The organism is Micromonospora sp. NPDC048986 (genome assembly GCF_040649335.1).
Taxonomy (GTDB): domain Bacteria; phylum Actinomycetota; class Actinomycetes; order Mycobacteriales; family Micromonosporaceae; genus Micromonospora; species Micromonospora alfalfae.
In genome coordinates, this window is the sequence record NZ_JBEZFJ010000007.1 from 1 (window position 1) to 25,493 (window position 25,493).

The window sequence follows — 25,493 nt, forward strand, 5'->3', positions numbered from 1 at the left end:
GGTTGGGGCACCCCGGAGCAGATCACCGACCCGCAGTACGCGACGACGGCGTTCCTCAAGGGTTTGAAGCAGGTCGACGGGTGGCAGGACATGCCCCTGACCGACGCCGCGCAGACCGTGCAGGTGTCGGCCTACCCGGACGCCTACGCCCAGTGGGAACAGCAGGCCACCGACCTCGTCGGCCAGCACTGGAACAGCTGACCACCAGCACCACCGCAGGACAAGCACCAACGGTAGAACCGCACGACACCGACCGCTGGCCGGCACCCGCAACCCCCGGGGTGCCGGCCAGCGGCCTTTCTTGCTCTGAACCCGCAGATCTTGGGAGATCACCGGTCAGTCAGGCGGCCCGCCGAGCCAGAGCAGGTCGCGGAAACCCGGCAACGCACGTCGCCAACCAGCCCCGCCCATCCGCGAAGCAGGTCGCGGACACGCGTCGCCGACGGAACCCGGGCGACGACGCCATGGCGTGGATCAGCGGACGGTGACGGCGATCGTGTGCCAGCCGGTGGCGCCATCCGGGACGACGTCCTGCGTACGCTCGGTTTGGGTTTCGCCGGTCGCGTCCGTCGCGCGGACCTGGAGCCGGTGCTCGCCCGGTGTGGCGTCCCAGCGCCAGGACCATTGCACCCAGGTGTCCACCGACACGGCCGGGGCCAGCACGGCGTCCTGCCACGGGCCGTCGTCGACGCGTACCTCGACTCGGCGGATGCCCCGGTGCTGCGCCCAGGCCACCCCGGCGACGGTCACCGGGCCGGCGGTCAGCCGGTTACGTTTCCGGGGCGTGTCGATCCGCGACTGGGTCTTGATCGGCCCCTGGGCGGACCAGCCGCGCGGCACCCAGTACGCGTCGAAGTCGGCGAATCGGGTCAACTCCAGTTCGGTCACCCATTTGCAGGCTGACACGTAGCCGTAGAGGCCCGGCACCACTACTCGGGCCGGGAAGCCGTGCTCGACCGGCAGTGGCTCGCCGTTCATCCCTACGGCCAGCAGCGCGTCCCGTCCGTCGCGCAGCGCGGCGGTGGGGGTGCCGCAGGTCCAGCCGTCGACCGACCGGCCGACGACCTGGTCGGCGTCGTCGTCCGGCTCGACCTCGTCCAGCAGTTCTCGCAGGGGTACGCCGAGCCATAGGGCATTGCCGATCAGGTCCCCGCCCACCTCGTTGGAGACGCAGGCGAGCGTGACGTACCGCTCGACCAGCGGTCGGGCCAGCAGATCCGCGTAGCTGTAGGTGCGTTCCCTGCCGACCCGTCCGTGGATCCGCAGCCGCCAGGTGTCCGGGTCGACCTGGGGCACCACCAGCGCGGTGTCGATCCGGTAGAACCCGAAGTTCGGGGTGACGTACGGCGCGAGCTGCGTCAACGAGAGGTCCGCGCCCGCCGGTACGGCCGGTGCGGGGGCGATCGGCGCGGGCAGGCGGATCGCGTCGCGGGCTGCGGACACGCCGCGCCGCCCTGCCAGCCAGCGCCCACCGAGGCCGGCCACCACGGCGGTGCCGAGCAGCACCCCGCTGCCGGTGAGGAACCGCCGCCGCGACTCCGGGTCCGCTTCGGCGGGCCCGACCGGTTCGGCAGCGGCCGTCGGCCCGGCGGGAGTCACCGGCACCGGCAGTGCCGGTGACACCGGCACCGACTCTGCTGGCGACCCGGGACCAGCCGACGACCCGGGACCAGCCGGCGACACCGGACCGGCGGACGCCACCGGGCGGGCAGGCGGCGTGGGTGGTGACCAGGTCCAGGGGTCCAGCTCGAAAGGTCCGCCGATGAACAGCCAGAGCACCAGTGCGCCAAGACCGGCGCCGACCAGTGACGGCAGCGCGTCAGCGAGATCGGCGCCGGAGCGGGTCAACGCGGCCGCCACGCCGATGGCGCCGAACGCGGCAATGCCGGCCAGGCCGAGTGCCAGTCGGCGGACCGCCAGGACGCCGAAGAGCGCGGCGAAGCCTCCCAGCAACACGGCAGTGCCGACCAGCAGCGCGATCTTGTCGGCGGTGCCGAAGAGGTCGATGGCGAGTTGCTTCAGCGATTCGGGGACGGCGTCGACGATGACCCCGCCGACCGCGACCAAGGGCGCCGACCGGGGACCGGTCAACACCGCGACCGGTTCGGCGATCCCGATCGCGACGGCGGCGGCGGTGATCCCGGCCAACGCGGCGTACCGCCGTGACGTGGTGCTCATCGGCCCAGTGTGCGCGATCATCTCGCCCGGTCGCCAACAACGTCAGCGTTCGGTAATGACCTACCAGCCCGCGGGAACGAGCCGGGGCGCACCGCCTGACGGCGGTGCGCCCCGGAACGGGTGTCGCTACCGGATCAGAAGCCCGGGCCGTGCTGGTGGCCGTGACCGTGGCCGTGCCCACCGGCGGCGGCCGGCTCGGCCTGCTCCGGCTTCTCCACCACGAGGCTCTCAGTGGTGAGCAGCAGACCGGCGATCGAGGCGGCGTTGGTGACCGCGTTGCGGGTCACCTTCACCGGGTCGATGATGCCGGCCTTGACCAGGTCGACGTACTCGCCCTTGGCGGCGTCGAGGCCGTTGCCCCACTTGAGGTCGGCGACCTTCTGCGTCACGACGTAGCCGTCGTGACCGGCGTTCTGGGCGATCCAGCGCAGCGGCTCGACGAGCGCCTTGCGCACTACCGAGACGCCAACCTTCTCGTCGCCGGTGAAGCCCAGGTCGTCGTCGAGCACCGAGAGGATCTGCACCAGGGCGGCGCCGCCGCCGGGCACGGTGCCCTCCTCGACCGCAGCCTTGGTCGCCGCGATGGCGTCCTCGATGCGGTGCTTGCGCTCCTTCATCTCGACCTCGGTCGCCGCGCCAGCCTTGATGACGGCGATGCCACCGGAGAGCTTCGCCAGCCGCTCGGCCAGCTTCTCCCGATCCCAGTCGGAGTCGGAGGCCTCGATCTCCTTGCGGATCTGGGACACCCGGTCGGTGACGTCGGCCTTCTGGCCACCGCCGTCGACGATCGTGGTGTTCTCCTTGTCGACCACGACGCGCCGGGCGGTGCCGAGCACCTCCAGGCCGACCTGGTCGAGCTTGTAGCCCAGCTCCGGGGCGACCAGCTCGGCGCCCGTGGAGATCGCGATGTCCTGGAGCATTGCCTTGCGCCGGTCGCCGAAGCCCGGGGCCTTGACCGCGCAGACCTTGAGGGTCTTGCGCAGCGAGTTGACCACCAGGGTGGAGAGCGCCTGGCCGTCCACGTCCTCGGCGATGATCAGCAGGGGCTTGCTGTTCTGCAGGACCTTCTCCAGCAGCGGCAGCAGCTCCTCGATCGCCGAGATCTTCTGGGTGGTGACCAGGATGTACGCGTCCTCAAGGACGGACTCCTGGCTCTCCAGGTCGGTGACGAAGTTCGGCGAGATGAAGCCCTTGTCGAACTGGAGACCCTCGGTCACGTCCAGTTCGGTGGTGAGCATCGAGCCTTCCTCGACGGTGATGACACCGTCGCGGCCGACCCGCTCCATCGCCTCGGCGATGAGGTCGCCGATGGTGGAGTCCTGCGCGGAGATCGTCGCCACGTTCGCGATCGACTCCTTGCTGGTGACCTCGGCGGCACGGCCGAGCAGCGCCTCGGAGACCTTGGTGGCCGCCGCGTCGATGCCCCGCTTGAGGCCGGCCGGGTTGGTCCCGGCGGTCACGTTGCGCAGACCCTCGCGAACCATCGCCTGGGCCAGCACGGTCGCGGTGGTGGTCCCGTCGCCGGCGACGTCGTTGGTCTTGGTCGCCACCTCCTTGACCAGCTGCGCGCCAAGGTTCTCGTACGGGTTGGTGAGCTCGATCTCCTTGGCGATGGTCACACCATCGTTGGTGATCGTCGGCGCACCGAATTTCTTGTCCAGGACGACGTTGCGCCCGCGCGGGCCGAGGGTGACCTTGACCGCGTCCGCGAGGGCGTTGACACCGTGCTCCAGCAGGTGCCGGGCGTCGTCCGAGAAGCTCAGGATCTTCGCCATTAATGTCCCTTCGAAGCGCCATTGCCCCGGCCCGGCGAGCCGGACCGGGGCAGTGGCACTGATCGGTTGCTTACTTCTCGATGACCGCGAGGACGTCGCGGGCGGAGAGCACCAGGTACTCCTCGCCGGCGTACTTGACCTCGGTGCCGCCGTACTTCGAGTAGAGGACGGTGTCGCCGACCTGCACGTCAACCGGAACCCGGTTGCCGTTGTCGTCGACGCGCCCCGGGCCCACAGCGAGGACAGTGCCCTCCTGCGGCTTCTCCTTGGCGGTGTCGGGGATCACGATGCCCGACGCCGTGGTGGTCTCAGCCTCATTCGCCTGGACCACGATGCGGTCCTCGAGCGGCTTGATCGCAACCTTGGTCGCGGTAGTCACGGGCATACCCTCCTGGGGTACTGGTTTCGTTGCTGGCCAGCGGGGCTGACCAGCGTCAATCTGCCTCATGCCACCGGGCGGTGCCGTCGTCGCGGGTGCCGGTCCGCCTGGCGTGCGCGCCCGGGTCGCGAGACCCGGAAGCTGGCACCCTCAGGGTGAGAGTGCTAATCGCAGGTTATTCCGTGGCTAGCACTCCGTCAAGGAGAGTGCCAGCGCGTCGCGCCCCGACAACCAGGATTTCCCTGTCGGCCGGGACAATGGCCGGGTGGATCTCGATCAGCTGGCGGCGCTGCGTACCCCTGAGGGGTCGGCCGCGCTCACGGCGGCGGCCGACCTGGCCGGCGGTGATCCACTGGTCGCGGCGTCGGCGCTGCGCGCGGCCGGGGTGCCGCCGACGTTGGCCGCGGCGGCACTGACCCAGGCCGAGCTGCGGCACCGGGCGGTGGGCAAGTTCGGCCCGGCCGCCGCTGGGATGTTCCTCACCCGTCCCGGCCTGGAGCAGGCCACCCGCCGGGTGGTCGCCGACAGTCGGGCGGCCCGGCTGTACGCGGCCGGCGTGCGCACCCTGGCCGACCTCGGGTGCGGGCTCGGGGCCGACGCGCTGGCCGCCGCCCGCGCCGGCATCAGGGTGTACGGGGTGGAGGCCGACCCGGTGACCGCGGCGATGGCCGCCGCCAACGCCGAGGCGGCCGGCCTGGCCGAGCTGTTCAGCGTCGAGTGCGGCGACGCGACCAGGTTCGACGTGTCAGGGGTCGACGGCGTCTTCTGCGATCCGGCCCGCCGCACGACCGGCACCGGACGTCGGATCTTCGACCCGCGCGCCTACTCGCCGCCGTGGGACTTCGTCACCGGGCTGGCCGATCGGGTGCCGCGCACAGTGGTGAAGGTCGCGCCGGGCGTGGACCACGCGCTCATTCCGGCCGGCGCGGAGGCCGAGTGGGTCGGCGTGGACGGCGACCTGGTCGAGGCCGCGCTCTGGTGCGGTGAGCTGGCGGAGGTGCCGCGTCGCGCCACCCTCTACCGCCAGCGCGGCGCTGAGGCCCACCGTCACCAGCTCACCGGCTCGGGTGCCGCCGAGGCACCGGTCGGGCCGCCGCGTCGTTACCTGTACGACCCGGACCCGGCGGTGGTGCGCGCGCACCTCGTCGCCGAACTGGCCACCGAACTGGACGCCACCCTCGGCGATCCGAGCATCGCGTATCTCTACGCCGACCAGCCGGTCCGCACCCCGTACGCGCGCTGCCTGGAGATCACCGACGTGCTGCCGTTCTCGCTCAAGCGCCTGCGGGCGCTGCTGCGCGAGCGCCGGGTGGGCCGGGTGGAGATCCTCAAGCGGGGTTCGGCGCTCACCCCGGAGCAGCTCCGGCGGGACCTGCGGCTGGCCGGGGAGGCGGCGGCGAGCCTGGTGCTCACCCGGGTCGACGGCGCACCGACGGTGCTGATCGGCCAGCCGGTCGACCAGCGCCGTCTCGACTAGCCTCGTCGCTGTGGCGGGACAGGGCACGCCGGCAACGGCACTGTTGGTCAAGCGCGGTATCGCGCATCGCACCCATCCGTACCGGGTGGCGGCGGACGCCCCGAACTACGGCGCGTTGGTGGCGGCTGCGCTCGGCGTGGCACCGGAGCGCGTGTTCAAGTCGCTGGTGACCACTGTCGACGGCGCGCTCACAGTGGCTGTCGTTCCGGTCACCGGCGAGTTGGATCTGAAGGCGCTCGCGGCGGCGGTCGGCGGCAAGCGGGCGGCGTTGGCCGATCGGGCGGTCGCCGAGCGGGCCACCGGTTACGTACGAGGTGGGATCAGCCCGCTCGGGCAGCGTCGACGGTTGCCCACGGTGCTGGACGAATCCGCGCTGGATTTCCCGACGATCTACGTCTCGGCTGGTCGGCGCGGTCTGCAACTCGAACTGGCGGCGGCGGATCTGGTGGCGCTGGCCGACGCCCGCACCGCTGCGTTGCAGACCCGCTGACGACAGTCGTTACGTCGACTTCCCCGTGGGATACCCAGGGAGTAACAGTCGCGTTGCTGAATTGTTATCGCCCCCAACAAACTATGCACCTGCGCGGTCTTGTGGATCCGGTGTGACGCGAAATACGTTGCCGGACACAACAAAACAACACCTCCCCCACCTCCGAAAGGACCCTGCACATGCGTAAGGGGATCCTCACCATCGCCGCCGTGGGCCTGCTCACGACCGGCGGCTTGACCGCCTGTGGCGACGACTCCGGCGACAAGGCCGCCGCCAAGACCCCCAAGATCGGCGTGATCCTCCCAGATAGCAAGTCCTCGGCCCGCTGGGAAACAGCGGACCGTCGGTTCCTGGAGGAGGCGTTCAAGGCCGCCGGCGTCCAGTACGACATCCAGAACGCGCAGAACGACAAGACCGCCTTCCAGACCATCGCCGACCAGATGATCACCGGTGGCGTCACCGCCCTGATGATCGTCAACCTGGACTCCGGCACCGGCAAGGCAGTGCTCGACAAGGCCAAGTCGCAGGGTGTGGCCACCATCGACTACGACCGGCTCACCCTCGGCGGCTCCGCCCAGTACTACGTCAGCTTCGACAACGAGACCGTCGGCAAGCTGCAGGGCGAGGGCCTGTCGAAGTGCCTGACCGAGAAGGGCGCCAAGAACCCCGTCGTGGCGTACCTCAACGGCTCCCCCACCGACAACAACGCCACCCTCTTCAAGGCCGGCTACGACTCGGTGCTCAAGCCGAAGTTCGACTCCAAGGAATACGTCAAGGGCCCTGAGGACGCGGTGCCGGCGTGGGACAACGCGCAGGCCGCGACGATCTTCGAGCAGCAGTTCACCAAGGCCAACGGCAAGATCGACGGCGTGCTGGCCGCCAACGACGGTCTCGGCAACGCGGCCATCTCGATCCTGAAGAAGAACAAGATCAACGGCAAGGTGCCGGTGACCGGGCAGGACGCCAGCACCGAGGGCCTACAGAACATCCTCGCCGGCGACCAGTGCATGACCGTCTACAAGGCGGTCCGGGAAGAGGCCAAGGCCGCCTCCGACCTGGCCATCGCCCTCGCCAAGGGCGAGAAGAAGGACACCGGCCAGACGGTCAAGGACGGTGACCGGGACGTCCCCTCGGTGCTGCTCACCCCGAAGGCCATCTACAAGGAGAGCGTCAAGGACGTCATCGCCGACGGCTACGTGACCAAGGAAGAGGTCTGCACCGCGGCGTACGTCAAGTTCTGCGCCGAAGCCGGCATCAGCTGACCGACGCCGCAGTACCCGCCGGAACGACAAGCGCCGCCCGGCACGGGAGCACCCTTCCCGTGCCGGGCGGCGCCCGCCGGACGGGCCCCGACCCTCCCTTAAGAAGGAGACCCCCGTGTCCGCGACCCCCCTGCTGGAACTCCGCGGGATCGACAAGAGCTTCGGTCCCGTCCAGGTGCTCCGCGACGTCGCCCTGACCGTCCACCCGGGCGAAGTGACCGCACTGGTCGGCGACAACGGCGCCGGCAAGTCGACCCTGGTGAAGTGCATCAGCGGCATCCACCCCACCGACGCCGGAGAGTTCCTGTTCAACGGTGAACCGGTGCACATCGGCAGCCCCCGCGACGCCGCCACGCTGGGCATCGAGGTCGTCTACCAGGACCTCGCGCTCTGCGACAACCTGGACATCGTGCAGAACATGTTCCTCGGCCGGGAGAGGCGCAGCGGCATCGTCCTCGACGAGCCGACAATGGAACAGCTCGCCGCCGAAACCCTGGCGGGACTCTCCATCCGCACCGTCACCTCGCTCCGCCAGCACGTGTCCAGCCTCTCCGGCGGTCAACGCCAGACCGTGGCCATCGCCAAGGCCGTGCTGTGGAACAGCAAGCTCGTCATCCTGGACGAGCCGACCGCGGCGCTCGGCGTGGCACAGACCGCCCAGGTGCTCGAACTGGTCCGCCGCCTCGCCGACAACGGCCTGGCCGTGGTGCTCATCTCGCACAACATGAACGACGTCTTCGCCGTCTCCGACCGGATCGCCGCGCTGTACCTCGGCCAGATGGTCGCCCAGGTGAAGACCACCGACATCACCCACGCCCAGGTGGTCGAGCTGATCACCGCCGGGCGCTCGGGCGGGCTCGGCCTCGCCACCGACCCGGGCAGCAACGGCGACGGCCCGCAGGCGGCCGACTCGATCTCAGGAGGCGTCCGATGACCACCACCGCCGTGCGGAAGGACGGCCCCGCGGCCGTCACACCCCCGCCGACCGTCGGAGGCCACGTCCGCAACTACCTGAGTCGCGTACGCGGTGGCGACGTCGGCGCGCTGCCAGCCGTGCTCGGCCTGATCGTGCTCTGCACCGTCTTCGGGATCATGCGGCCGTCGTCGTTCCTGTCGGCCGGCAACTTCGCCAACCTCTTCACCCAGGGCGCGGCGGTCACGCTGATCGCGATGGGCCTGGTCTTCGTGCTGCTGCTCGGTGAGATCGACCTCTCCGCCGGCTTCGCCAGCGGTGTCTGCGCGGCGGTGCTGGCCAATGTGGTCACAGTGCTCGGCTACCCCTGGTGGGTCGCCGTGCTCGCCGCGGTCGCCACCGGTGTGGTCATCGGCACCACGCTCGGCATGCTCGTCGCGAAGATCGGCATTCCGTCCTTCGTGGTCACCCTCGCCGGCTTCCTCGCCTTCCAGGGCGTCGTTCTGCTGCTGGTCAAGGAGGGCACCAACATCAGCGTGCGCGACGACGTGCTGGTCGCCATCGCCAACCGCAACCTCGCCCCCACGCTGGGCTGGGCGCTGACCGCCCTCGCGGTCGTCGGCTACGGGGCCGTGCAACTGCTGCGCCACCGCACCCGGGTGGCCCGCGGTCTGATCACCGACCCGATCGCGGTGGTGGCACTGCGGATCGGCGGGCTCGCCGTCATCCTCGTCACCGCGGTGTACGTGCTCAACCTGGAGCGCAGCCGCAACGTCCTGATCAGCTCACTCAAGGGTGTGCCGATCGTGGTGCCGATCATCGCGGTGCTGCTGATCATCTGGACCTTCGTCCTCCAACGCACCAGCTACGGCCGGCACATCTACGCCGTGGGCGGCAACCGGGAAGCCGCCCGCCGGGCCGGCATCGGCGTCGACCGGATCCGGATCTCGGTCTTCGTGATCTGCTCGTCCATGGCCGCCATCGGTGGCATCGTGGCGGCCAGCCGGGCCAACTCGGTCGACCCGAACACCGGGGGCAGTAACGTACTGCTCTACGCGGTCGGCGCCGCGGTGATCGGCGGCACCAGCCTCTTCGGTGGCAAGGGCCGCGTCCTCGACGCCGTACTCGGCGGCGCGGTGGTCGCTGTCATCGAAAACGGAATGGGCCTGATGGGGTACGACGCGGGAGTCAAGTACGTGGTCACCGGCGTCGTGCTGCTACTCGCCGCCAGCGTCGACGCGCTCTCCCGCCGCCGCGCGGCAGCCACCGGCACCCGCTGACCGCGCGGGAGGTAGCACCAGCATGCGCCCAGGACCGAGCCAGGATGACGTCCGACGGCAGAACCTCGGGGCCCTGCTGCGGCACGTGCACGTCCACGGGGCGACCACGCGGGCCGAGCTGACCACCACGCTGGGCCTCAACCGCAGCACCATCGGCGCGCTCACCGCCGACCTGTCCGCGGTGGGGCTGGTCAGCGAAGGTGCACCGAAGGAGACCGGCCGAGCCGGACGACCGTCACTGGTCGTCCGGCCCGAGTCGGCCCGGGTCTACGCGTACGCGTACTCAGTGGAGGTGGACCGGCTGCGCGCCGCCCGGATCGGGCTGGGTGGCGCGGTCCTGGACCGCCGGGATCTGGACCGGCCGCGCGGTCTGCTGGCCGCGGAGGCCGCGCCGCTGCTGGCCGGCGCGGTCAAGGAGATGCAGCAGCTGGTGCCGGCGGACGCGATCTGCGTCGGTGCCGGCGTCGCGGTCTGCGGGATGGTCCGCCGGGACGACGGCCTGGTCCGACTCGGCCCCACCACCGGTTGGGTGGACGAGCCGATCGGCGCGGCCCTCGCCGACGAGTTGGGCATCGACGTACCGATCACGGTGGGCAACGTGGCCGACGTCGCCGCGTTCGCCGAGCACGCACGAGGTGTGGCGGCAGGCTGCGACAACGTCGTCTACCTGTACGGCGACGTGGGCGTGGGTGCCGGCATCATCGCCGGTGGACGCCGACTGACCGGGCACGGTGGCTACGGCGGCGAGGTCGGCCACATGAAGGTGGTCCGCGACGGCAAGCCCTGTGAGTGCGGCTCCCGAGGCTGTTGGGAGACCGAGATCGGCGAGCACGGCCTCCTGCGCGCTGCCGGACGCTCCGACGCCCGGGGCCGCGACGCGCTGCTGGAGGTCTTCGACGCGGCCGACCGCGGGGACGCCCGGGCCCAGACGGCGGTCCGCCAGGCCGGCGACTGGCTCGGCTTCGGGGTGGCCAACCTGGTGAACGTCTTCAACCCCGAGATGGTCATCTTCGGCGGGACCATGCGTGACCTCTACCTCGCGGCGGCGGCCCAGATCCGCAGCCGGCTCAACTCCAACGCGCTCGGGGCCTGCCTGGAGCACGTCCGGCTACGCACGCCGAAGCTGGGTACTGACGCGCCCCTGATCGGTGCCGCCGAACTGGCCTTCGAACGGCTCCTCGCCGACCCCCTCGACGTGGGCTGATCCGCGTACGCTGTCCGGCGTGGATGTCGAGCTGCGCGCTTCCGACGACGACCGCAACCGCGTGGTCGCCGCGCTGCACCAGCACACCGCGGCGGGCCGGCTGACGCTTGACGAGTTCTCCGATCGCGCCGGTGCGGTGTGGACGGCCCGCACCCTCGGTGACCTGGCCGCGCTGACCCGCGATCTACCGGCTCTGCCCACAGCGGTCGTCGATGCCGGCCCGGTCGCGCGGGGGCGTCAGGAGTTGCTGATGGTCTTCGCCGCCGCGGCGATCACCCTGCTGCTGCTCGGCGGCCTGCTCGCCGTCACCCGCTGATCCGGGGCGCGCCACGATGAACTGATCGCGCGATCAGTCCGTACCAGTGGGCGGACGGGCAACCGGCAGGGTACGGCTGCCCGGTCCAGACGCGTTCCGGTCCGGACCGAGGAGGCACCACAGACATGGCACCGCTCAGATTCGCCCATCGCCGACTGGGCACCCGGACCCACCGAGCGGCGATGCTGCTCATCGCGGTCATCGCGGGGGTCGGTGTCCTGCCCGGCGTGGCCGTCGCCGCACCCGCCGGTGGCCAGCAGCTCAACGCTGCCGACATGACACTGCTCAACGGGGTGCGGCTGGCCGGGCTCTGGGAGATGCCAGCCGGTCAGATGGCCGCCGAGAAGGGACAGTCGGCGAAGGTCCGGGAGATCGGCGCCGGCATCGCCGGCGAGCACCAGAAGCTCGACCAGCTCGTGGTCGACGCGGCCAACAAGTTGGGCGCGACGATCCCCAGCGAGCCGACCGCCGAGCAGAAGGGCTGGCTGGCCGAGATGCAGAAGGCGTCCGGCGCTCGGTTCGACCAGATCTTCGTCACCCGGCTCCGGGTCGCCCACGGCAAGATCTTCCCGGTGATCGGCGCGGTCCGCGCCAGCACCCGGGACGCCACCGTCCGCAAGCTCTGCGAGGACGCCAACGGATTCGTCCAGCACCACATGCAGATGCTGGAGAGCACCGGCCTGGTCCGCTGGCCGGAGCTGCCGCCGGCAGCGCTGCCCGCCCCGGGCGAGGACGGGCTCCTGGCCGCCGCCTCGGCCAACTCCGGCCCGCAGGTCGGGGTCAGCAGCACCGTCGTCTGGCTGGTCTTCCTGGCCGCGCTGGGCACCGGCGGAATCGCCACCTACCGGATGTTGCGCCGTAGCTGACCAGTCAGCCGGCGGCCTGGATGGTGGCTCGCGTCAGCGGTCTACCTGGGTGAAGTCCCAGGAGTGCGGGGCGCGGGCCACCAGCAGGGCTGGCGGGTCCGGCAGCGGGCGAGGACTGCTGCGCCACTTGGAGATCACCACCACACGGTGGTCGGTGGAGGAGAAGACCTCGCTGGAGACGTGGAGCGGGTCGTGCTCCAACTCGGGCAGTGCGGTGTCGCACACCCAGGTGATCAGGTCGGCGACTCCGTACGCCTCGGCGCGCGCCTCCCACATCCGCACGATCATGTCCGCCGCTCCCGTCACACGCTGACAGTGGTCAGCGGCAGTGCCGAATCGGCTGGCAGGTCCAGTCGGCTCGGGGCGACACCGGCGGCGACCAGGTGCGAACCGAGTGCGGCCACCATCGCGCCGTTGTCGGTGCACAGCTTCGGCCGGGGCACCCGGACCCGGATGCCGTACTTTTCGGCTCGCTGCTCAGCCATCGCCCGCAGTCGCGAGTTCGCCGCCACTCCCCCGCCGATGACCAGGGTCTCGATGCCCTGCGCCCGGCAGGCGGCGAGCGCCTTGCTGGTCAGGACGTCACAGACCGCCTCCTGGAAGGACGCGGCCACGTCGGCCACCGGAACCGGCTCACCGGCGCGCTGGCGGGCCTCGACCCACCGAGCCACCGCCGTCTTCAGGCCCGAGAACGAGAAGTCGTACCGGTGGGCGGCAAGATCCTTCGCGGCGGTCAGACCGCGGGGGAAGGCGATCGCTGCGGCGTCGCCGGCCCGGGCCTCCCGGTCGATGGGCGGGCCGCCCGGGAACGGCAACCCGAGCAGCCGGGCGACCTTGTCGAACGCTTCCCCGGCCGCGTCGTCGATGGTGGCGCCCAGCGGGGTGACACCCCGGGCCAGGTCGTCCACGAGCAGGAGGGACGAGTGGCCGCCGGACACCAGGAGCGCGATGGCGGGTTCGGGCAGTGGGCCATGCTCAAGGGTGTCCACAGCGACGTGGGCGGCGAGGTGGTTGACGCCGTAGACGGGTTTCTCGGCGGCGACCGCGTACCCCTTGGCGGCAGCGACGCCGACCAGCAACGCACCGGCCAGCCCCGGCCCCGAGGTGACAGCGATCGCGTCGATGTCGGCCAGCGTGACACCGGCCTCGGTCAGTGCCCGGTCCATCGTCGGCACGATGGCCTCCAGGTGTGCCCGGCTGGCCACCTCCGGCACCACGCCCCCGAACCGGGCGTGTTCCTCGACGCTGGAGGCGAGCGCGTCGGCCAGCAGTGTGTGCCCCCGCACGATGCCGACACCGGTCTCGTCGCAGGAGGTCTCGATACCCAGGATCAGTGGTTCGTCAGCCATGGTCGTGTGGTCCGTCCCCGGTCGGCTCGGCGTCGCGCCGCATGACCAGCGCGTCGGTGTTGCTCGGTTGGTAGTAGCCGCGCCGCACCCCGATCGGCTCGAAACCGTACGTCGCGTAGAGCCGCTGAGCTGCGGCGTTGTCCACGGCAACCTCCAGCAGGGTGCTGCGGGCGTCGCGCCGGGCCGCCTCGGCGAGCAACTCCTCCAGTAGGGCGCGGCCTACGCCGCGCCGCTGGGCGTCCCGGCGGACGGCGATGTTCTGCACCCACACCTCGTCCGGCGGAACGCCGGCTAGCCCTGCGTAACCGAGCACCGACCCGTCCGCGTCGACGGCGAGCCGGTAGTGGTGCCCGTTGGCGAGTTCGCTCCAGAACATGGCGGGTGACCACTTCTCAGCGCCGAACAGGTCCGCCTCGATCGGCAGCACGTCGTCGATGTGCCACCAGCGGAACGGTTCGAGCCGTACCGCCGTCATGGCAGGACCGGTTTGCGGCCGGTCGCCGCCACCGCGTCGGGGCGGCGCAGGTAGAGCGGGGTGAGCCGCTCACTGGTGGCCCCCGCCCGGATCCGCTCGGCGGCGAGCAACGCCAGCACTGTCGCGTCCGGGTAGCGCGGCTCGACCCGAACGGGCAGGTCCAGGACCTCGGCGTACCGGTGCGCCCCGTCACCGACCGCGATCGTCGCGCCCAGTTCGCGGGCGCGCGCGGCGGCGACCGCCGGCGCGGACACCTCGGGCCCGACGATCCGCTGGCCGGCGCCGTCGTAGACGGCCCAGTAGAGCTCCTTGCGCCGGGCGTCGCTGGCGGCCAGGACGGGCGCGCCGGACGCCGCCGGGTAACCGATGGCGTCCAGCGAACAGACGCCGTACGTGGGGATGCCGAGCACCTGACCCATCGTCGCGGCGGTCACCAGGCCGACCCGTAGCCCGGTGAACGGACCCGGACCGAGACCGGCGACGATGGCGGCCAGGTCACGCGGGCGCGCGTCAGCGTCGGCGAGGACCGCATCCACCTGGGGCGCGAGCAGCTCACCGTGCGCGCGGGCGTCGACGGTGCACCGGTGCGCCCGCGACGCCACACCGTCTGCCGAGACCTCCACCAGCGCCGCGGTGACCGCGGGGGTCGAGCTGTCCACCACGAGTACGAGCACGGTAAGCCAGCCTAGCCGCCCCGCCCTCCGCCCCGGTCATGCCCCGCCCCGCCACCGCCCGCGGCCCTCGCCCCGCCACGGCCTTCACCCCACCACGGCCTTCACCCCACCACGGCCTTCACCCCACCCGGGGCCTTCACCCCACCCGCGGCCTTCGCCCCGCCGCGGGCTGGTCCGTCGCCGTAGCCTCTGGGTGCGGCCGGGCCAACCGCCTGGCCCTCGGACAAGCGCTGGAGCCACATTCCCCAATCAGCGTGATGTCTGTGAGTCATCGTGATGACTCACAGACATCACGCTCATTGAAGTAAGGCCCGCCAAACGCCGGGTCACGGGCCTGGCGATTCTCGGGTCCGGATCGGCGGCAAGTCGCCGATCTGCCGTAGCGGGATCGCGGACATCCCGCCGGTGGTCCACCATGCCGGGATGTCATCCACCCGCCTTGTCACAGTGCTCGGCGCTGCCGTGCGGCATCAACGACACCTGCGCGACCTGAGCCAGCGCCAGTTGGCCGCGCTCGCCGGGGTCGACCAGGCAGCGGTGGCCCGGTTCGAGCGCGGTGAGCGAGCGACGACCGTCCCGGTGCTGGAACGGTTGCTCGCCGCCATGGATGTGCAGTTGGTCATCGGGGTTGAGCCGCTGGACGCGCACCTCGACGCCCGGATCGACGACCTGGCCGCCCGGCCGATCGCGGAGCGGATCGACGGGCTGAATGTGAATCGGCTGCTGGATCGGCTCACCGACTTTCCGCAGGTGATCACCGGGTGTGCCGCAGCGCTGTTGCAGGGAGCGCCGGTGCCGGTCGACGCACTGGAGATCGCCCTGCGCTGGCAGGACGCCAAACTTTTCACCAGCTGGCTGGAGACGAACTACGGCCAGCGGTGGAACGCTCGCTGGGGTGAGTTCGGCGGCGTGTGGTTGGAGCCTGAAGAGCCGGGCGAACACTTTTGGTCGACCCGGTACGGAGAGATCAGGGCCACGATGTGCGACGAGCTGCCCGAGACGATCGAGGTGCGTCACGGTGAGCGGAGTTACCAGGTGGTGCCGCTCGTCGCGTTGGAACTGAGCGAGCCACGCGCCGCCGAGCTGTTGCGCCGCTACCGGGACCGGCGGTCAGCCAGCGGAAGCTGAGCCAGCGCCGGTAGCGCCAACTGACGGACGTCGACGGCCCCCCGACGGCCCCTTCGGGCCCTCAGGCGAGCAGCAGGACGTCGACGAGCGGGCTCAGCCGGCGGTGCGCTCCCAGTCGATGGTGGGCAGGCCGGCGTCGGCGAGTGCCTTGTTGGCGGCGCTGAACGGGCGGCTACCGAGGAAGCCGCGCGGGTTCATCGGGCTGGGGTGACCCGCCTCCAGCACCACGTGCTGCGGATTGGTGACCAGCGCCGCCTTCTTGCGGGCGTAGCCACCCCAGAGCAGGAAGACCACCCGGTCCGGTGTCGCGTCCAGCGCCCGGATGGTCGCGTCGGTGAACTCTTCCCAGCCGGCGTTGGCGTGCGAGCCCGGGGTGGCCTGCCGGACGGTCAGCACCGCGTTGAGCAGCAGCACCCCCTGTGCCGCCCACCCGTCGAGGTTGCCGCTGCGCGGCTTGGGGACGCCCACGTCCTCGCCCAGCTCCTTGAAGACGTTGCGCAACGACGGCGGCACCGTCACACCGTCGCGGACGCTGAAGCTCAACCCGTGTGCCTGCCCCGCCCGGTGGTAGGGATCCTGCCCGAGGATGAGCACCCGGGTGCCCTGCGGCGGGCAGAGCCGGTATGCCGAGAACAGATCCTCCAGCGGCGGGAAGACCGTCTGCGTCGCGTATTCCCGGGCGACGAAGTCGCCCAGCGCGGCGGTGCGTGCCGGGTCGAGGTGCGGGGTGAGCACCGTGCGCCACTGCTCCGGCAGCAGGGCAAGCAGATCCAGGGCGGGAGCGTCGTCGGGCATCGGGAACCTCTCACAGCACGGGTCGGTCTCCCGCACTCTAGGCATCGGGTACGACAGCCGCCGACCTAGCCCAGGTCGGCGAGCCGCCGGGCCCAGTCACCGCCGATCGGGTCCAGCTCGACGATGCGGGTGTCGTCGTCGCGGCGGTCGATGCGAACCCGCAGGTGCGCGTCCACCAACTGCTCCACCAGGCCCTCGCCCCACTCCACCACTGTCACCGAGTCGTCCACCGACGCGTCGAGGTCCAGGTCGTCGATCTCGGCGCGCGGGTCGGTGGCGTCACCCAACCGGTACGCGTCGGCGTGCACGAGCGCCACCCGGCCGCCCCGGACCGGGTCGGGGCGGTGCACCCGGGCGATCACGAAGGTCGGCGAGGTGATGTCCCCGAGCACACCGAGCCCGGCACCGATGCCCTGGGTGAGTGCGGTCTTGCCGGCGCCCAACGGGCCGGTCAACAGCACCAGGTCGCCGGCGCGCAGCAGCCCGGCCAGCCGCCGGCCGAAGTCCCGAGTGTCCTCGACGGTCGGCAGCTTGACGACGTGACTCACCGTTCCTCCACGCTCTGCAGTGATTCCAGGAACCGCGCCAGGGCGGCGTTGACCTCGTCCGCATGCTCCAACATCACCACGTGGCCGCTGTCCTTGATCTTCACGAACTCGGCGTGCGGCAACCGGCGGACGATCTCCTCGGAGTGGGTCACCGGCGTGATCATGTCCTTGTCGCCGACCACCACCAGCACCGGAGTCGCCGCCAGCGCCGCCAGCGCCGGGAAGCGCGAGTGGGTGGCCAGGGTCCGCAGGTAGCGGGTCACCGTGTCGGCCGACGTCCGGGAGTTCATCGTCTCCACGTAGGACACCAGCGACGGGCTGGGCTTGCGGGTGCCGAAGCCGTACTTGCGGGTCAGCAGCCAGGCCACGTTCGACGTCGACTTGCGGGCCTTGTCGATCACCGGGCCGCCGTACCGGGTGGCGTTGCTGACCATGTAGAGCACCGGGCCACCGACCCGGCCGAGCAGCGCGGGCGCGACCAGCTTGGTCTCCGCGATGAGCCCGCCCGACGTGGCCATCAGAACGGTGCCCACCACCCGGTCACCGAACAGCTCCGGAAACAGCTCGGCGAACGCCATGATCGTCATGCCGCCCATCGAGTGGCCGACAAGCACCAACGGCCCGTCCGGGGCGGTTCGGTCGATCACCTGGCGCAGCGTGCGACCGAGCACGGCGAGGTCGTACTCGCCGGTCTCCAGCCGGCCGGACCGGCCGTGACCGGGCTGGTCGTACGCCACGATCCGGTAGTCACCGCGGGCGGCGAGCATCTGGCGCTGGAAGTGGAACGTCCCCATGTCCAGGCAGAAACCGTGCACCAGCACCACGGTCGGTCGCCCCGGCACCGGCCGGGTCGGCTCGACCACCTCGACGTGGATGTCGGTACCGTCCGGCAACTCCAGGCGGAACGCCTCGTCGTACCGCTGCTGGTCGAACGTCTCGTGCGCGTAGCGGTCGGCCGGGTCGGCCTTGAGCCGGCGGACCAGGGTCCGCTCGGTCGCGACGCCAGCCGCCAGACCTGCCGCGGCCACCCCCACCGCCGCGCCGACGATCCCCGCGACCCGGCCCGCGGCCGTCCGCGGACGCGGAACGCGATAACTCATGGTTTCTCGCCGTCGTAGACCCGGGGCACCCGCGTGCCGCCGAACCGGGTGACGATCTCGTAGTTGATCGTGCCGACCGCCTCGGCCCAGTCGTCAGCTGTCGGTTCGCCGTCGACGCCGCTGCCGAAGAGCGTCGCCACGTCGCCGTCGGCCACCGGGTCGTCGCCGCAGTCGAGCACGAACTGGTCCATGCAGACCCGCCCCGAGATCGTCCGGCGTACACCGCCGAGCTGCACCGGGCCGGTGTTCGACGCGTGCCGGGGAACCCCGTCGGCGTACCCGAGCGGCACCACTGCCAGGTTCGCGTCGGCCTCAGTGGTGTAGGCGTGCCCGTAGGAGATACCGGTGCCGGCGGGCACCCGCTTGGTGAGCATCACCCGGGCGCGGGCGGTCATCGCCGGCCGCAGCCCGTACGTCTCGCCAGCCACCGGGGACAACCCGTAGATGGCCAGGCCGGGGCGGACCAGGTCGAAATGGGTGTCCGGGCGGGTGAGGGTGGCGGCCGAGTTGGCGAGGTGCCGCCAGCGCGGCCGCAGCCCGGCCCGCTCGACCATGGCCAGTCCTTCGTGGAAGACGGCCAGTTGGCGGTCGGTGGTGGGGTGGCCGGGCGAGTCCGCGTACACGAAGTGGCTCCACACACCGACCACCTCGACCAGGCCGTCGGCCTGCGCCTTGGCTGCGGCGTCCAGCAGCGCGGGCCAGTCGGCGACCGTCGCACCGCCCCGGGACAGCCCCGTATCGATCTTGAGGTGCAGCCGGGCGGGACGCCCGGCGAGGCGACTCGCCTCGATCATCTCGTCCAGTTGCGCCAGGCTGGCCGCGCCCAGGTCCACCCCGGCGCTGACCCCCTCGTGCAGCGGCAACCTGGGGGCGAGCAGCCAGGCCAGCACCGGCACTGTCACCCCGGCCCGCCGCAGGGTGAGCGCCTCGTCGAGGGTGCAGACACCGAGCCAGTCAGCGCCGGCGTCGAGCGCCGCGCGGGCGGCCGGAAGCATGCCGTGGCCGTACCCGTCGGCCTTCACCACCGCCATCAACTCGGCGGTGGTGCCGGAGCGGAGCCTGCTCACGTTCTCGCGGATGGCGTCAAGATCGACGCGTACCTCGGCCTGCCACATGCACCCAGCCTACTTTCCGCCGTGATCACCGCGGGCGGCGACGCACGTCCCGACACGGCGATCCGGGCACCGCATCCGGAACCGCCCGGTTCAGCCCAGCCGGGCCAGCACCGGACGCAGGGCGGTCGCCACGTCGGGCGCGGTCACCGGCCCACCCCGCGCCGCCTCCCGCCCGGCGAGCCCGTGCAGGTACGCGGCCGAGGCGGCGGCCCGATCGGCGGGTACCCCGGCCGCCAGCAGTGAGCCGAGCAGCCCGGCCAACACGTCGCCGGTGCCGCCGGTGGCCAGTGCCGGGGTGCCGGTCGGGTTGACGTACGCCCGACCGTCCGGCGTGCCGATCACGGTGCGATCGCCCTTGAGCAGCACCACCGCGTTCATCCAGGCGGCCAGCCGCAGCGCGGCGCCGACCCGGTCGGCGCCCGGCTCCTCCCCGCAGAGACGGGTGAACTCCCGGTCGTGCGGGGTGACCACGATCGGCGCGTCCCGACCGCGCAGCCGGTCGGCGAGCGAGCCGTCCACCAGCAGGGTCAGGGCGTCGGCGTCGAGCACCACAGGCACCGGCGCGGCCAGTACGGCGCGCAACTCGGCCGCCGCGTCAGCACCGGTGCCCAGCCCGGAGCCGCAGACCCAGGCCTGCACCCGGCCCGCGTCGGCGACCCGCCCACTGGCGATCACCGACGGATGCTGGTGCAGCACCTCGGCGCGGGCGCTGCCGGCGTAGCGGACCAGGCCGGTCGGCCCGGCCAGGGCGCCGCCCACGGAGAGCACCGCCGCACCGGGGTAGGTCGCCGAGCCGGTCGCCACCCCCACCACGCCCCTGGTGTACTTCTCCGACTCCGGGCCCAGCCGGGGCCACCAGTCGACCAGGTCGGACCACTCGGTGACCCGCAGCGCCGGCGTGCCGCGAAGCCACTGCCGCAGCCCGATGTCGACCAGCTCGACCTGCCCGGCCAGGGCGGCGGCCGGCCCGACCACAAGGGCGGGCTTCAGCGCGCCGAAGGCCACGGTCACGTCTGCGCGGACCGCGGTGGGCCGGCCGGACGCGGACAGCGGCACGTGGCCGGTGTCGACAGCGACTCCGCTGGGCACGTCGACAGCCAGCACTGTGGCCCGTCCCCCGTCGCGTCCGCGCAGCTCACCGAGGCGCTGGACCACCTCGTCCGCGTTCGCCCGTAGCCCGCCGGTGCCACCGATGCCGACGATGCCGTCGAGGACCAGGTCGACAGGGCCGGCCGGTTCTGGCACCAGCCGGCCACCGGCGGCTCGCAGCGCGGCCAGGCCGGCGGCGTGCGCCCGCCCGGGGGTGAGCAGCAGTGCGGACACCTGGACACCTCGGCGTGCCAACCGCTCCCCCGCGTACAGCGCGTCGCCGCCGTTGTCACCGGAGCCGACCAGCAGCAGAACCCGGCCTCCGTAGACTCCGCCCCGCTCGGCGAGCAGGAGCGCGGCCCGGCGGGCCAGGCCGGCGGCGGCCCGCTGCATCAGCGTCCCCTCCGGCAGTGTGCCCATCAACCCCGCCTCGGCCGCCCGTACGTCGGCCACCCGCCACACCGCTCTCATGCCACCGTGTCCCATTCCATTAGCGGGCGGACCTGACCGGCCCTCCCGGCCGACGTCATCGTTCCGCGACCACCATTGCCGAGGCGATCCCGCCGTCGTGTGACAACGAGAGATGCCAGTGGTTGACCCCGCGTGCGTCGGCCACCGCCGCGACGGTGCCGGAGACGGCCAGCCAGGGGCGGCCATCCGGGTCGGGCACGATCTCGCAGTCGTGCCAGCTCAGCCCGGCCGGGGCGCCGAGGGCCTTGGCCACCGCCTCCTTGGCGGCGAACCGGGCGGCGAGCGACTCGGGCGAGCGCGGGCTGCCGGCGCGGGTGTGCCGCTCGGCCTCGGTGAAGAGCCGGTCGGCGAGCAGCGGCGTCCGTGCCAGGGCCCGGGCGAACCGGTCGACCAGGACCACGTCGATGCCGACAGCGACGATCACCACATCACCCTACCGGCGGTCGAGGCCGCAGATTAGCCGTCGGGCTCGCGCTGGGCAACGCCTGTGGACACCGCGAGGTACGCCTCGGCGTCGGCTGTCCACAGGGCACCGCACGACCTTCGGTACCTGCCTAGCGTCAGCGCGTCGATGCCTGTCGTCAGTGGGGGTGTGGTCATGACCGACGAGCCGTTCGCCGTGCAGCCGGAGGAGTTGCGGGCGGTCGCCGTCCTGCTCGACGACGAGGCGCGCCGGTTGGCGTCGGGCCTCGCGGGGTTGCCCGGGCTGGTGGTGGCGGCGCCCGAGTGGCGAGCTGCCGCGGCGTTGGCCGGGTTGGAGGCGGCCGGGCACGCCTGGTTCTGCCGGCTGGGCACCCGGGTCGCGGCGACCGCCGGCGGGGTCCGGGTGGCGGCCGAGGCGTACGAGACGGTGGACGACCGGGCCGCCGGCCGGTTCGCCTCCCTACCCCGGTGAGCAGCGTCGGTTACCGCCAGCTGTGGGCTGTCGATCCCGGCGGGTGGCGCGCCGCCGGGGCGGCGTGGGCGGGGTTGGCCGGGCCACTCGATCGGCGCCTCGGCGAGCTGCGCGCGGCCACCGGGCGGTTGCGGGGCGGTTGGTCGGGTGCGGCAGCCACGGCTGCGGACACTCGACTCGGCGGTCTGCGTGACGAGCTGGCCTCGATCGCACCCGCGTTGATCGAGGTCGACCAGGTGCTGGCCGAGTTGGCCGGTGGGCTGGCGGTGGCGAAGGCGCGGCTCGCCCAGGCGGTCGCCCAGGCCGATGCGGCCGGCCTGCTGGTGGACCGCTCGGGTGGGGTGCGGGTCGATCCCGCCCGGCTTCGGCCCACCGAGCGGGCCGGGGTCGCCGCGGCGGGGGTGGCCGCGGCCCTGCGGGCCGCGCTCGACGGGGCAGCCGCCGCGGACCGGGTCGCCGCCGAACGGTTGGATGACCTGGCGAGGGCCGCCAGCACCGGTTGGGCGTCCCCGCCCCCGCCGGGCCGACCGGCCCTCGGCGCGGCACCCTCGCTGGTCGGCGCCTGGTGGTCCGGGTTGACCCCGGCACAGCGACGGTGGCTGATCGGGCGCGAGCCGGCCCTGGTCGGGCGGTTGGACGGGCTACCGGTGGCCGCCCGCGACCAGGCCAACCGGTTACGGCTCGACGCTTGGCGTGCCGAGCTGCTGGCCGAGCGGCGACGGCTGTTGTCCCGGGTGCCGCCGGAGCCGCTCGCGTTGATCCGGTTGCGGGGGGTGGCCGGACGGCTGGCCGGTCTGGAGGCGCTGGGCGGGCGGCTGACGGCCGGCGGGGCACCCCGGGCGTACCTGCTCGGGTTGGATCCGGCGGGTGAGGGCCGGGCGGTGGTGGCGCTCGGCGACCCGGACCACGCCGACCGGGTGCTGACCTACGTGCCGGGGATGACCGCCGGCCTGGACGACGCCTCCGGCGAGCTGGGCAGAGCGGCCCGGGTGCTGGAGCGGTGCGCCGCACTCGCCCCGGATGAGCGCAGCGCGGCGGTGCTCTGGTTGGACTATGACGCTCCGGACCTGCTGACCGAGGCCGCTTCGGCGGGTCAGGCCCGGGATGCAGGCCCGGCGTTGCACCGCTTCCAGGAGGGGCTGCGTGTCAGCCACGACGGGCCGCCGGCCCGGCAGACGGTGCTCGGGCACAGCTACGGGTCGCTGGTGGTGGGGGTGGCCGCCCGGGAGCACGGTCTGGCCGCCGACGCGCTGGTCTTCGTCGGCTCCCCCGGTGTCGGCGCGTCGCACGCCGCTGAGCTGGGCGTACCGCCCGGGGAGGTCTGGGCGAGCAGCGCCGGAGACGACGTGATCCGGGCGGCCCGGTCTCCGGAGGAGCTGGGCCGACGGGCCCTGCTCGGCGCGGCACCACTCGCCGCCGTGCTGGGTTGGCCCGGGCGAACGGGGCACGAGCTGTGGTTCGGCCACGACCCGGCCGACCCCGGCTTCGGCGGGCGGGTGTTCCCGAGCGGTCGAGGCGGGCACACCGGCTACTGGGAAGCGGGAAACCCGGCGCTGGACGGGATGGCCCGGGTCGTGCTGGGCCGGTGACGACGGAACCCCGACCGCCGCGAGGTGCGGCGAGCGGGGTTCCGGACGTGGGTGGCGGCTACTCGACGGTGACCGACTTGGCCAGGTTGCGGGGCTGGTCCACGTCGTGCCCCCGGGCGGCGGCGATCTCGGCGGCGAGCACCTGCAACGGCACAGTGGTGACGAGCGGGGCCAGCAGGGTGGGCGTACGCGGCACGTAGATCAGGTGGTCGGCGTACCGGACGACCGCCTCGTCACCCTCCTCCGCGATCACGATGGTCCGTGCGCCCCGCGCCCGGACCTCCTGGATGTTGGAGACGACCTTGTCGTGCAGCATGCCCCGGCCCACCGGCGAGGGCACCACGCAGATCACCGGGGTGCCCTTGTCGATCAGGGCGATCGGGCCGTGCTTCAGCTCACCGGCGGCAAAGCCCTCGGCGTGCATGTAGGCCAGCTCCTTGAGCTTCAGCGCACCCTCCAGGGCCACCGGGTAGCCGACGTGCCGGCCGATGAACAGCACTGTCGGCTCGGACTTCAGCTCCCGGGCCAGTTCGCGGACGGGCTCGATCCGGTCGAGCAGCTCACGCAGCTTGCCGGGAATCTCCTGCAACTGCGCGACCACGGCGCCCACCTCGTCGGCGAACTTGATCCCGCGCACCTGGGCCAGGTGCAGGCCGATGAGGTAGCAGGCGACGACCTGGGTGAGGAACGCCTTGGTGGAGGCGACGGCGATCTCCGGCCCACCGTGGGTGTAGAGCACGGCGTCGGACTCGCGGGGGATCGTCGAGCCGTTGGTGTTGCAGATCGCCAGCACCCGGGCCTTCTGCTCCTTGGCGTGGCGCAGTGCCATCAGGGTGTCCATCGTTTCGCCGGACTGCGAGATGACCACGATCAGCGTGGACCGGTCGAGCACCGGGTCGCGGTAGCGGAACTCGCTGGCCAGCTCCACCTCACACGGGATCCGGGTCCAGTGTTCGATGGCGTACTTGGCGACCATGCCGGCGTGGTACGCCGTGCCGCAGGCCACGATGAAGATCTTGTCGACGTCGCGCAGGTCCTGGTCGCTGAGGCGGACCTCGTCGAGGGCGATCTCGCCGCTCTCGGTGAGCCGGCCCAGCAGCGTGTCGGCGATGGCCTGCGGCTGCTCCTCGATCTCCTTGAGCATGAACCAGTCGTAGCCGCCCTTCTCCGCGGCCGAGGAGTCCCAGTCGATGTGGAAGTCCTTGCCGGTGGCGGGCTGGCCCTCGAAGTCGGTGATCTCGATGCTGTCGCCGGTGATCAGCACGATCTGGTCCTGGCCCAGTTCGACCGCTTCCCGGGTGTGCTCGATGAACGCGGCCACGTCACTGGCCAGGTAGTTTTCCCCGTCGCCGCGGCCGACCACCAGCGGCGAGTTGCGCCGGGCGCCGACGACCGCACCGGGCACTGCGGCGTCCACCGCGAGCAGCGTGAACGCGCCCTCCAGTCGCTGGCAGACCACGCGCATGCCGGCGGCGAGCAGGTGCGGGCTGTCCGGTTGGCCGGCGGCGCGCAGGTCGGCCAGCGCGGCGGCGAGCAGGTGTGCGGCGCACTCGGTGTCGGTGTCGCTGGTGAACTGGACGCCGTCGGCCTCCAGCTCGGCGCGGAGCTTGGCGAAGTTCTCGATGATGCCGTTGTGGATCACCGCGACCCGCCCGTCGGGGGCGACGTGTGGGTGGGCGTTGCGGTCGGTCGGACCGCCGTGGGTGGCCCACCTGGTGTGCCCGATGCCTGTGGTGCCGTCACCGATGCCGATCGGGCTGGCCGCGCAGGAGGTCGGGTCGTCGGCGGCCCGCTCGGACAGCACCTTCTCCAGGTTGGCCAGCTTGCCGGCCTTCTTCTCGGTCAGCAGTTGGTCGGCACAGACGATCGCGACGCCTGCCGAGTCGTAGCCACGATATTCCAGTCGCCGCAGCCCGTCGAGGACGATGCCGAGTGCGGGGCGCGCGCCCGCGTATCCCACGATTCCACACATGGCCCGCAGCCTAACCCAGTTTCACTCATCATGGTTGCTCGAAAGTCGGGTTATCAATCACGGAATCTGAGCGATCGGTGGTCGGGGGTCGGAACGGGACGAGCGTCACAACCGCTCGCGCCCCGCTCTGACGGGCGGGGTTGCAACACGCCT

General features: G+C 71.9%; 25 protein-coding genes and 1 pseudogene. 12 read left to right on the forward strand and 14 right to left on the reverse strand.

The genetic code is table 11. The features are described from left to right. Positions 1 to 201 (forward strand): annotated as a pseudogene (locus AB0B94_RS15650) (hypothetical protein); the annotation flags it as partial. A gap of 273 nt (positions 202 to 474) precedes the next feature. On the opposite strand, the gene AB0B94_RS15655 reads toward AB0B94_RS15650, so the two are convergent. The 3 genes from AB0B94_RS15655 to groES form a co-directional block, all read right to left on the reverse strand. Next, a complete protein-coding gene (locus AB0B94_RS15655) occupies positions 475 to 2,178 on the reverse strand; it encodes a molybdopterin-dependent oxidoreductase (protein WP_357278856.1) in 1,704 nt (567 codons plus the stop codon). Positions 2,179 to 2,312: 134 nt separating this feature from the next. After that, positions 2,313 to 3,953, reverse strand: a complete 1,641-nt coding sequence (gene groL / locus AB0B94_RS15660) for a chaperonin GroEL (RefSeq protein ID WP_357278861.1) — start codon at positions 3,951 to 3,953, stop codon at positions 2,313 to 2,315. A 70-nt stretch (positions 3,954 to 4,023) separates the two neighbouring features. Then, positions 4,024 to 4,338 (reverse strand): co-chaperone GroES, encoded by a 315-nt coding sequence (gene groES, locus AB0B94_RS15665; RefSeq protein WP_030330046.1) that lies wholly within the window; start codon positions 4,336 to 4,338, stop codon positions 4,024 to 4,026. 259 nt (positions 4,339 to 4,597) lie between these two features. Here groES and AB0B94_RS15670 point away from each other — a divergent pair, with 259 nt between their 5' ends. The 8 genes from AB0B94_RS15670 (at position 4,598) to AB0B94_RS15705 (ending at position 12,140) form a co-directional block, all read left to right on the forward strand. Next, complete coding sequence (locus AB0B94_RS15670; protein ID WP_357278864.1) at positions 4,598 to 5,809, forward strand: methyltransferase domain-containing protein; 1,212 nt, start codon at positions 4,598 to 4,600, stop codon at positions 5,807 to 5,809. 10 nt (positions 5,810 to 5,819) lie between these two features. Further along, a complete protein-coding gene (gene ybaK / locus AB0B94_RS15675; RefSeq protein WP_357278871.1) occupies positions 5,820 to 6,299 on the forward strand; it encodes a Cys-tRNA(Pro) deacylase in 480 nt (159 codons plus the stop codon). Between the two features lie 179 nt (positions 6,300 to 6,478). Next, complete coding sequence (locus tag AB0B94_RS15680) at positions 6,479 to 7,561, forward strand: substrate-binding domain-containing protein (protein ID WP_357278875.1); 1,083 nt, start codon at positions 6,479 to 6,481, stop codon at positions 7,559 to 7,561. Positions 7,562 to 7,676: 115 nt separating this feature from the next. Continuing rightward, positions 7,677 to 8,495, forward strand: coding sequence for an ATP-binding cassette domain-containing protein (locus AB0B94_RS15685; protein WP_088950175.1), 819 nt, complete (start codon positions 7,677 to 7,679; stop codon positions 8,493 to 8,495). Beyond that, complete coding sequence (locus tag AB0B94_RS15690; protein ID WP_357278886.1) at positions 8,492 to 9,754, forward strand: ABC transporter permease; 1,263 nt, start codon at positions 8,492 to 8,494, stop codon at positions 9,752 to 9,754. Before AB0B94_RS15685 ends, AB0B94_RS15690 begins: the two co-directional genes overlap by 4 nt. 22 nt (positions 9,755 to 9,776) lie before the next feature. After that, positions 9,777 to 10,958, forward strand: a complete 1,182-nt coding sequence (locus AB0B94_RS15695) for an ROK family protein (RefSeq protein ID WP_357278891.1) — start codon at positions 9,777 to 9,779, stop codon at positions 10,956 to 10,958. A 19-nt stretch (positions 10,959 to 10,977) separates the two neighbouring features. Beyond that, positions 10,978 to 11,274, forward strand: coding sequence for a DUF1707 domain-containing protein (locus AB0B94_RS15700; protein ID WP_238667589.1), 297 nt, complete (start codon positions 10,978 to 10,980; stop codon positions 11,272 to 11,274). A 125-nt stretch (positions 11,275 to 11,399) separates the two neighbouring features. Further along, entirely contained in the window at positions 11,400 to 12,140 is a 741-nt protein-coding gene (locus AB0B94_RS15705) for a DUF4142 domain-containing protein (protein WP_357278896.1), read from the forward strand. A gap of 33 nt (positions 12,141 to 12,173) precedes the next feature. Here AB0B94_RS15705 and AB0B94_RS15710 read toward each other — a convergent pair whose 3' ends face one another. Genes AB0B94_RS15710 through tsaB form a run of 4 tightly spaced genes read right to left on the reverse strand, consistent with a single transcriptional unit; the run spans position 12,174 to position 14,638 of the window. Next, positions 12,174 to 12,428, reverse strand: a complete 255-nt coding sequence (locus AB0B94_RS15710) for a hypothetical protein (RefSeq protein ID WP_039906914.1) — start codon at positions 12,426 to 12,428, stop codon at positions 12,174 to 12,176. Between the two features lie 14 nt (positions 12,429 to 12,442). Then, a complete protein-coding gene (gene tsaD, locus AB0B94_RS15715; protein WP_357278903.1) occupies positions 12,443 to 13,489 on the reverse strand; it encodes a tRNA (adenosine(37)-N6)-threonylcarbamoyltransferase complex transferase subunit TsaD in 1,047 nt (348 codons plus the stop codon). Then, complete coding sequence (gene rimI / locus AB0B94_RS15720) at positions 13,482 to 13,964, reverse strand: ribosomal protein S18-alanine N-acetyltransferase (RefSeq protein WP_357278908.1); 483 nt, start codon at positions 13,962 to 13,964, stop codon at positions 13,482 to 13,484. Before rimI ends, tsaD begins: the two co-directional genes overlap by 8 nt. Continuing rightward, entirely contained in the window at positions 13,961 to 14,638 is a 678-nt protein-coding gene (gene tsaB, locus AB0B94_RS15725) for a tRNA (adenosine(37)-N6)-threonylcarbamoyltransferase complex dimerization subunit type 1 TsaB (RefSeq protein WP_357278916.1), read from the reverse strand. The genes rimI and tsaB overlap by 4 nt, the downstream gene beginning before the upstream one ends. Positions 14,639 to 15,061: 423 nt before the next feature. On the opposite strand from tsaB, the gene AB0B94_RS15730 reads away from it, so the two are divergent. Then, positions 15,062 to 15,766, forward strand: a complete 705-nt coding sequence (locus AB0B94_RS15730; RefSeq protein WP_357278922.1) for a helix-turn-helix transcriptional regulator — start codon at positions 15,062 to 15,064, stop codon at positions 15,764 to 15,766. A 93-nt stretch (positions 15,767 to 15,859) separates the two neighbouring features. Here the strand turns inward: AB0B94_RS15730 and ung are convergent, their stop codons facing one another. From ung to AB0B94_RS15760, 6 genes are all read right to left on the reverse strand, one after another. Beyond that, positions 15,860 to 16,561 (reverse strand): uracil-DNA glycosylase, encoded by a 702-nt coding sequence (gene ung, locus AB0B94_RS15735; RefSeq protein ID WP_357278927.1) that lies wholly within the window; start codon positions 16,559 to 16,561, stop codon positions 15,860 to 15,862. Positions 16,562 to 16,626: 65 nt separating this feature from the next. Continuing rightward, positions 16,627 to 17,109, reverse strand: a complete 483-nt coding sequence (gene tsaE / locus AB0B94_RS15740; RefSeq protein WP_357278934.1) for a tRNA (adenosine(37)-N6)-threonylcarbamoyltransferase complex ATPase subunit type 1 TsaE — start codon at positions 17,107 to 17,109, stop codon at positions 16,627 to 16,629. Further along, complete coding sequence (locus AB0B94_RS15745) at positions 17,106 to 18,209, reverse strand: alpha/beta hydrolase (protein WP_357278946.1); 1,104 nt, start codon at positions 18,207 to 18,209, stop codon at positions 17,106 to 17,108. Before AB0B94_RS15745 ends, tsaE begins: the two co-directional genes overlap by 4 nt. Further along, entirely contained in the window at positions 18,206 to 19,324 is a 1,119-nt protein-coding gene (alr, locus tag AB0B94_RS15750) for an alanine racemase (protein WP_357278952.1), read from the reverse strand. Before alr ends, AB0B94_RS15745 begins: the two co-directional genes overlap by 4 nt. Positions 19,325 to 19,414: 90 nt before the next feature. Beyond that, positions 19,415 to 20,884, reverse strand: coding sequence for an NAD(P)H-hydrate dehydratase (locus tag AB0B94_RS15755; protein ID WP_357278956.1), 1,470 nt, complete (start codon positions 20,882 to 20,884; stop codon positions 19,415 to 19,417). A 55-nt stretch (positions 20,885 to 20,939) separates the two neighbouring features. Next, the gene (locus AB0B94_RS15760; protein WP_238667575.1) at positions 20,940 to 21,308 is read right to left on the reverse strand and encodes a holo-ACP synthase; all 369 of its coding nucleotides are present in this window, start codon (positions 21,306 to 21,308) and stop codon (positions 20,940 to 20,942) included. A gap of 174 nt (positions 21,309 to 21,482) precedes the next feature. On the opposite strand from AB0B94_RS15760, the gene AB0B94_RS15765 reads away from it, so the two are divergent. Next, positions 21,483 to 21,779, forward strand: coding sequence for a type VII secretion target (locus AB0B94_RS15765; protein WP_357278965.1), 297 nt, complete (start codon positions 21,483 to 21,485; stop codon positions 21,777 to 21,779). Continuing rightward, complete coding sequence (locus AB0B94_RS15770) at positions 21,776 to 23,368, forward strand: alpha/beta hydrolase (protein ID WP_357278972.1); 1,593 nt, start codon at positions 21,776 to 21,778, stop codon at positions 23,366 to 23,368. The genes AB0B94_RS15765 and AB0B94_RS15770 overlap by 4 nt, the downstream gene beginning before the upstream one ends. Before the next feature lie 58 nt (positions 23,369 to 23,426). Here the strand turns inward: AB0B94_RS15770 and glmS are convergent, their stop codons facing one another. Then, positions 23,427 to 25,340 (reverse strand): glutamine--fructose-6-phosphate transaminase (isomerizing), encoded by a 1,914-nt coding sequence (gene glmS, locus AB0B94_RS15775; protein ID WP_357278979.1) that lies wholly within the window; start codon positions 25,338 to 25,340, stop codon positions 23,427 to 23,429. Between the last annotated feature and the right edge of the window lie 153 nt (positions 25,341 to 25,493).

What these genes read in the sequence shown, in the direction of transcription:
- rimI (WP_357278908.1), bottom strand. Translation starts at nt 13,964, where the DNA reads ATGACGGCGGTACGGCTCGAACCGTTCCGCTGGTGGCACATCGACGAC.
- AB0B94_RS15655 (WP_357278856.1), bottom strand. Translation starts at nt 2,178, where the DNA reads ATGAGCACCACGTCACGGCGGTACGCCGCGTTGGCCGGGATCACCGCC.
- groES (WP_030330046.1), bottom strand. Translation starts at nt 4,338, where the DNA reads ATGCCCGTGACTACCGCGACCAAGGTTGCGATCAAGCCGCTCGAGGAC.
- AB0B94_RS15710 (WP_039906914.1), bottom strand. Translation starts at nt 12,428, where the DNA reads ATGATCGTGCGGATGTGGGAGGCGCGCGCCGAGGCGTACGGAGTCGCC.
- AB0B94_RS15680 (WP_357278875.1), top strand. Translation starts at nt 6,479, where the DNA reads ATGCGTAAGGGGATCCTCACCATCGCCGCCGTGGGCCTGCTCACGACC.
- ung (WP_357278927.1), bottom strand. Translation starts at nt 16,561, where the DNA reads ATGCCCGACGACGCTCCCGCCCTGGATCTGCTTGCCCTGCTGCCGGAG.
- AB0B94_RS15695 (WP_357278891.1), top strand. Translation starts at nt 9,777, where the DNA reads ATGCGCCCAGGACCGAGCCAGGATGACGTCCGACGGCAGAACCTCGGG.
- AB0B94_RS15755 (WP_357278956.1), bottom strand. Translation starts at nt 20,884, where the DNA reads ATGAGAGCGGTGTGGCGGGTGGCCGACGTACGGGCGGCCGAGGCGGGG.
- tsaD (WP_357278903.1), bottom strand. Translation starts at nt 13,489, where the DNA reads ATGGCTGACGAACCACTGATCCTGGGTATCGAGACCTCCTGCGACGAG.
- alr (WP_357278952.1), bottom strand. Translation starts at nt 19,324, where the DNA reads ATGTGGCAGGCCGAGGTACGCGTCGATCTTGACGCCATCCGCGAGAAC.
- glmS (WP_357278979.1), bottom strand. Translation starts at nt 25,340, where the DNA reads ATGTGTGGAATCGTGGGATACGCGGGCGCGCGCCCCGCACTCGGCATC.
- AB0B94_RS15730 (WP_357278922.1), top strand. Translation starts at nt 15,062, where the DNA reads ATGTCATCCACCCGCCTTGTCACAGTGCTCGGCGCTGCCGTGCGGCAT.
- AB0B94_RS15690 (WP_357278886.1), top strand. Translation starts at nt 8,492, where the DNA reads ATGACCACCACCGCCGTGCGGAAGGACGGCCCCGCGGCCGTCACACCC.
- groL (WP_357278861.1), bottom strand. Translation starts at nt 3,953, where the DNA reads ATGGCGAAGATCCTGAGCTTCTCGGACGACGCCCGGCACCTGCTGGAG.
- AB0B94_RS15745 (WP_357278946.1), bottom strand. Translation starts at nt 18,209, where the DNA reads ATGAGTTATCGCGTTCCGCGTCCGCGGACGGCCGCGGGCCGGGTCGCG.
- AB0B94_RS15705 (WP_357278896.1), top strand. Translation starts at nt 11,400, where the DNA reads ATGGCACCGCTCAGATTCGCCCATCGCCGACTGGGCACCCGGACCCAC.
- AB0B94_RS15765 (WP_357278965.1), top strand. Translation starts at nt 21,483, where the DNA reads ATGACCGACGAGCCGTTCGCCGTGCAGCCGGAGGAGTTGCGGGCGGTC.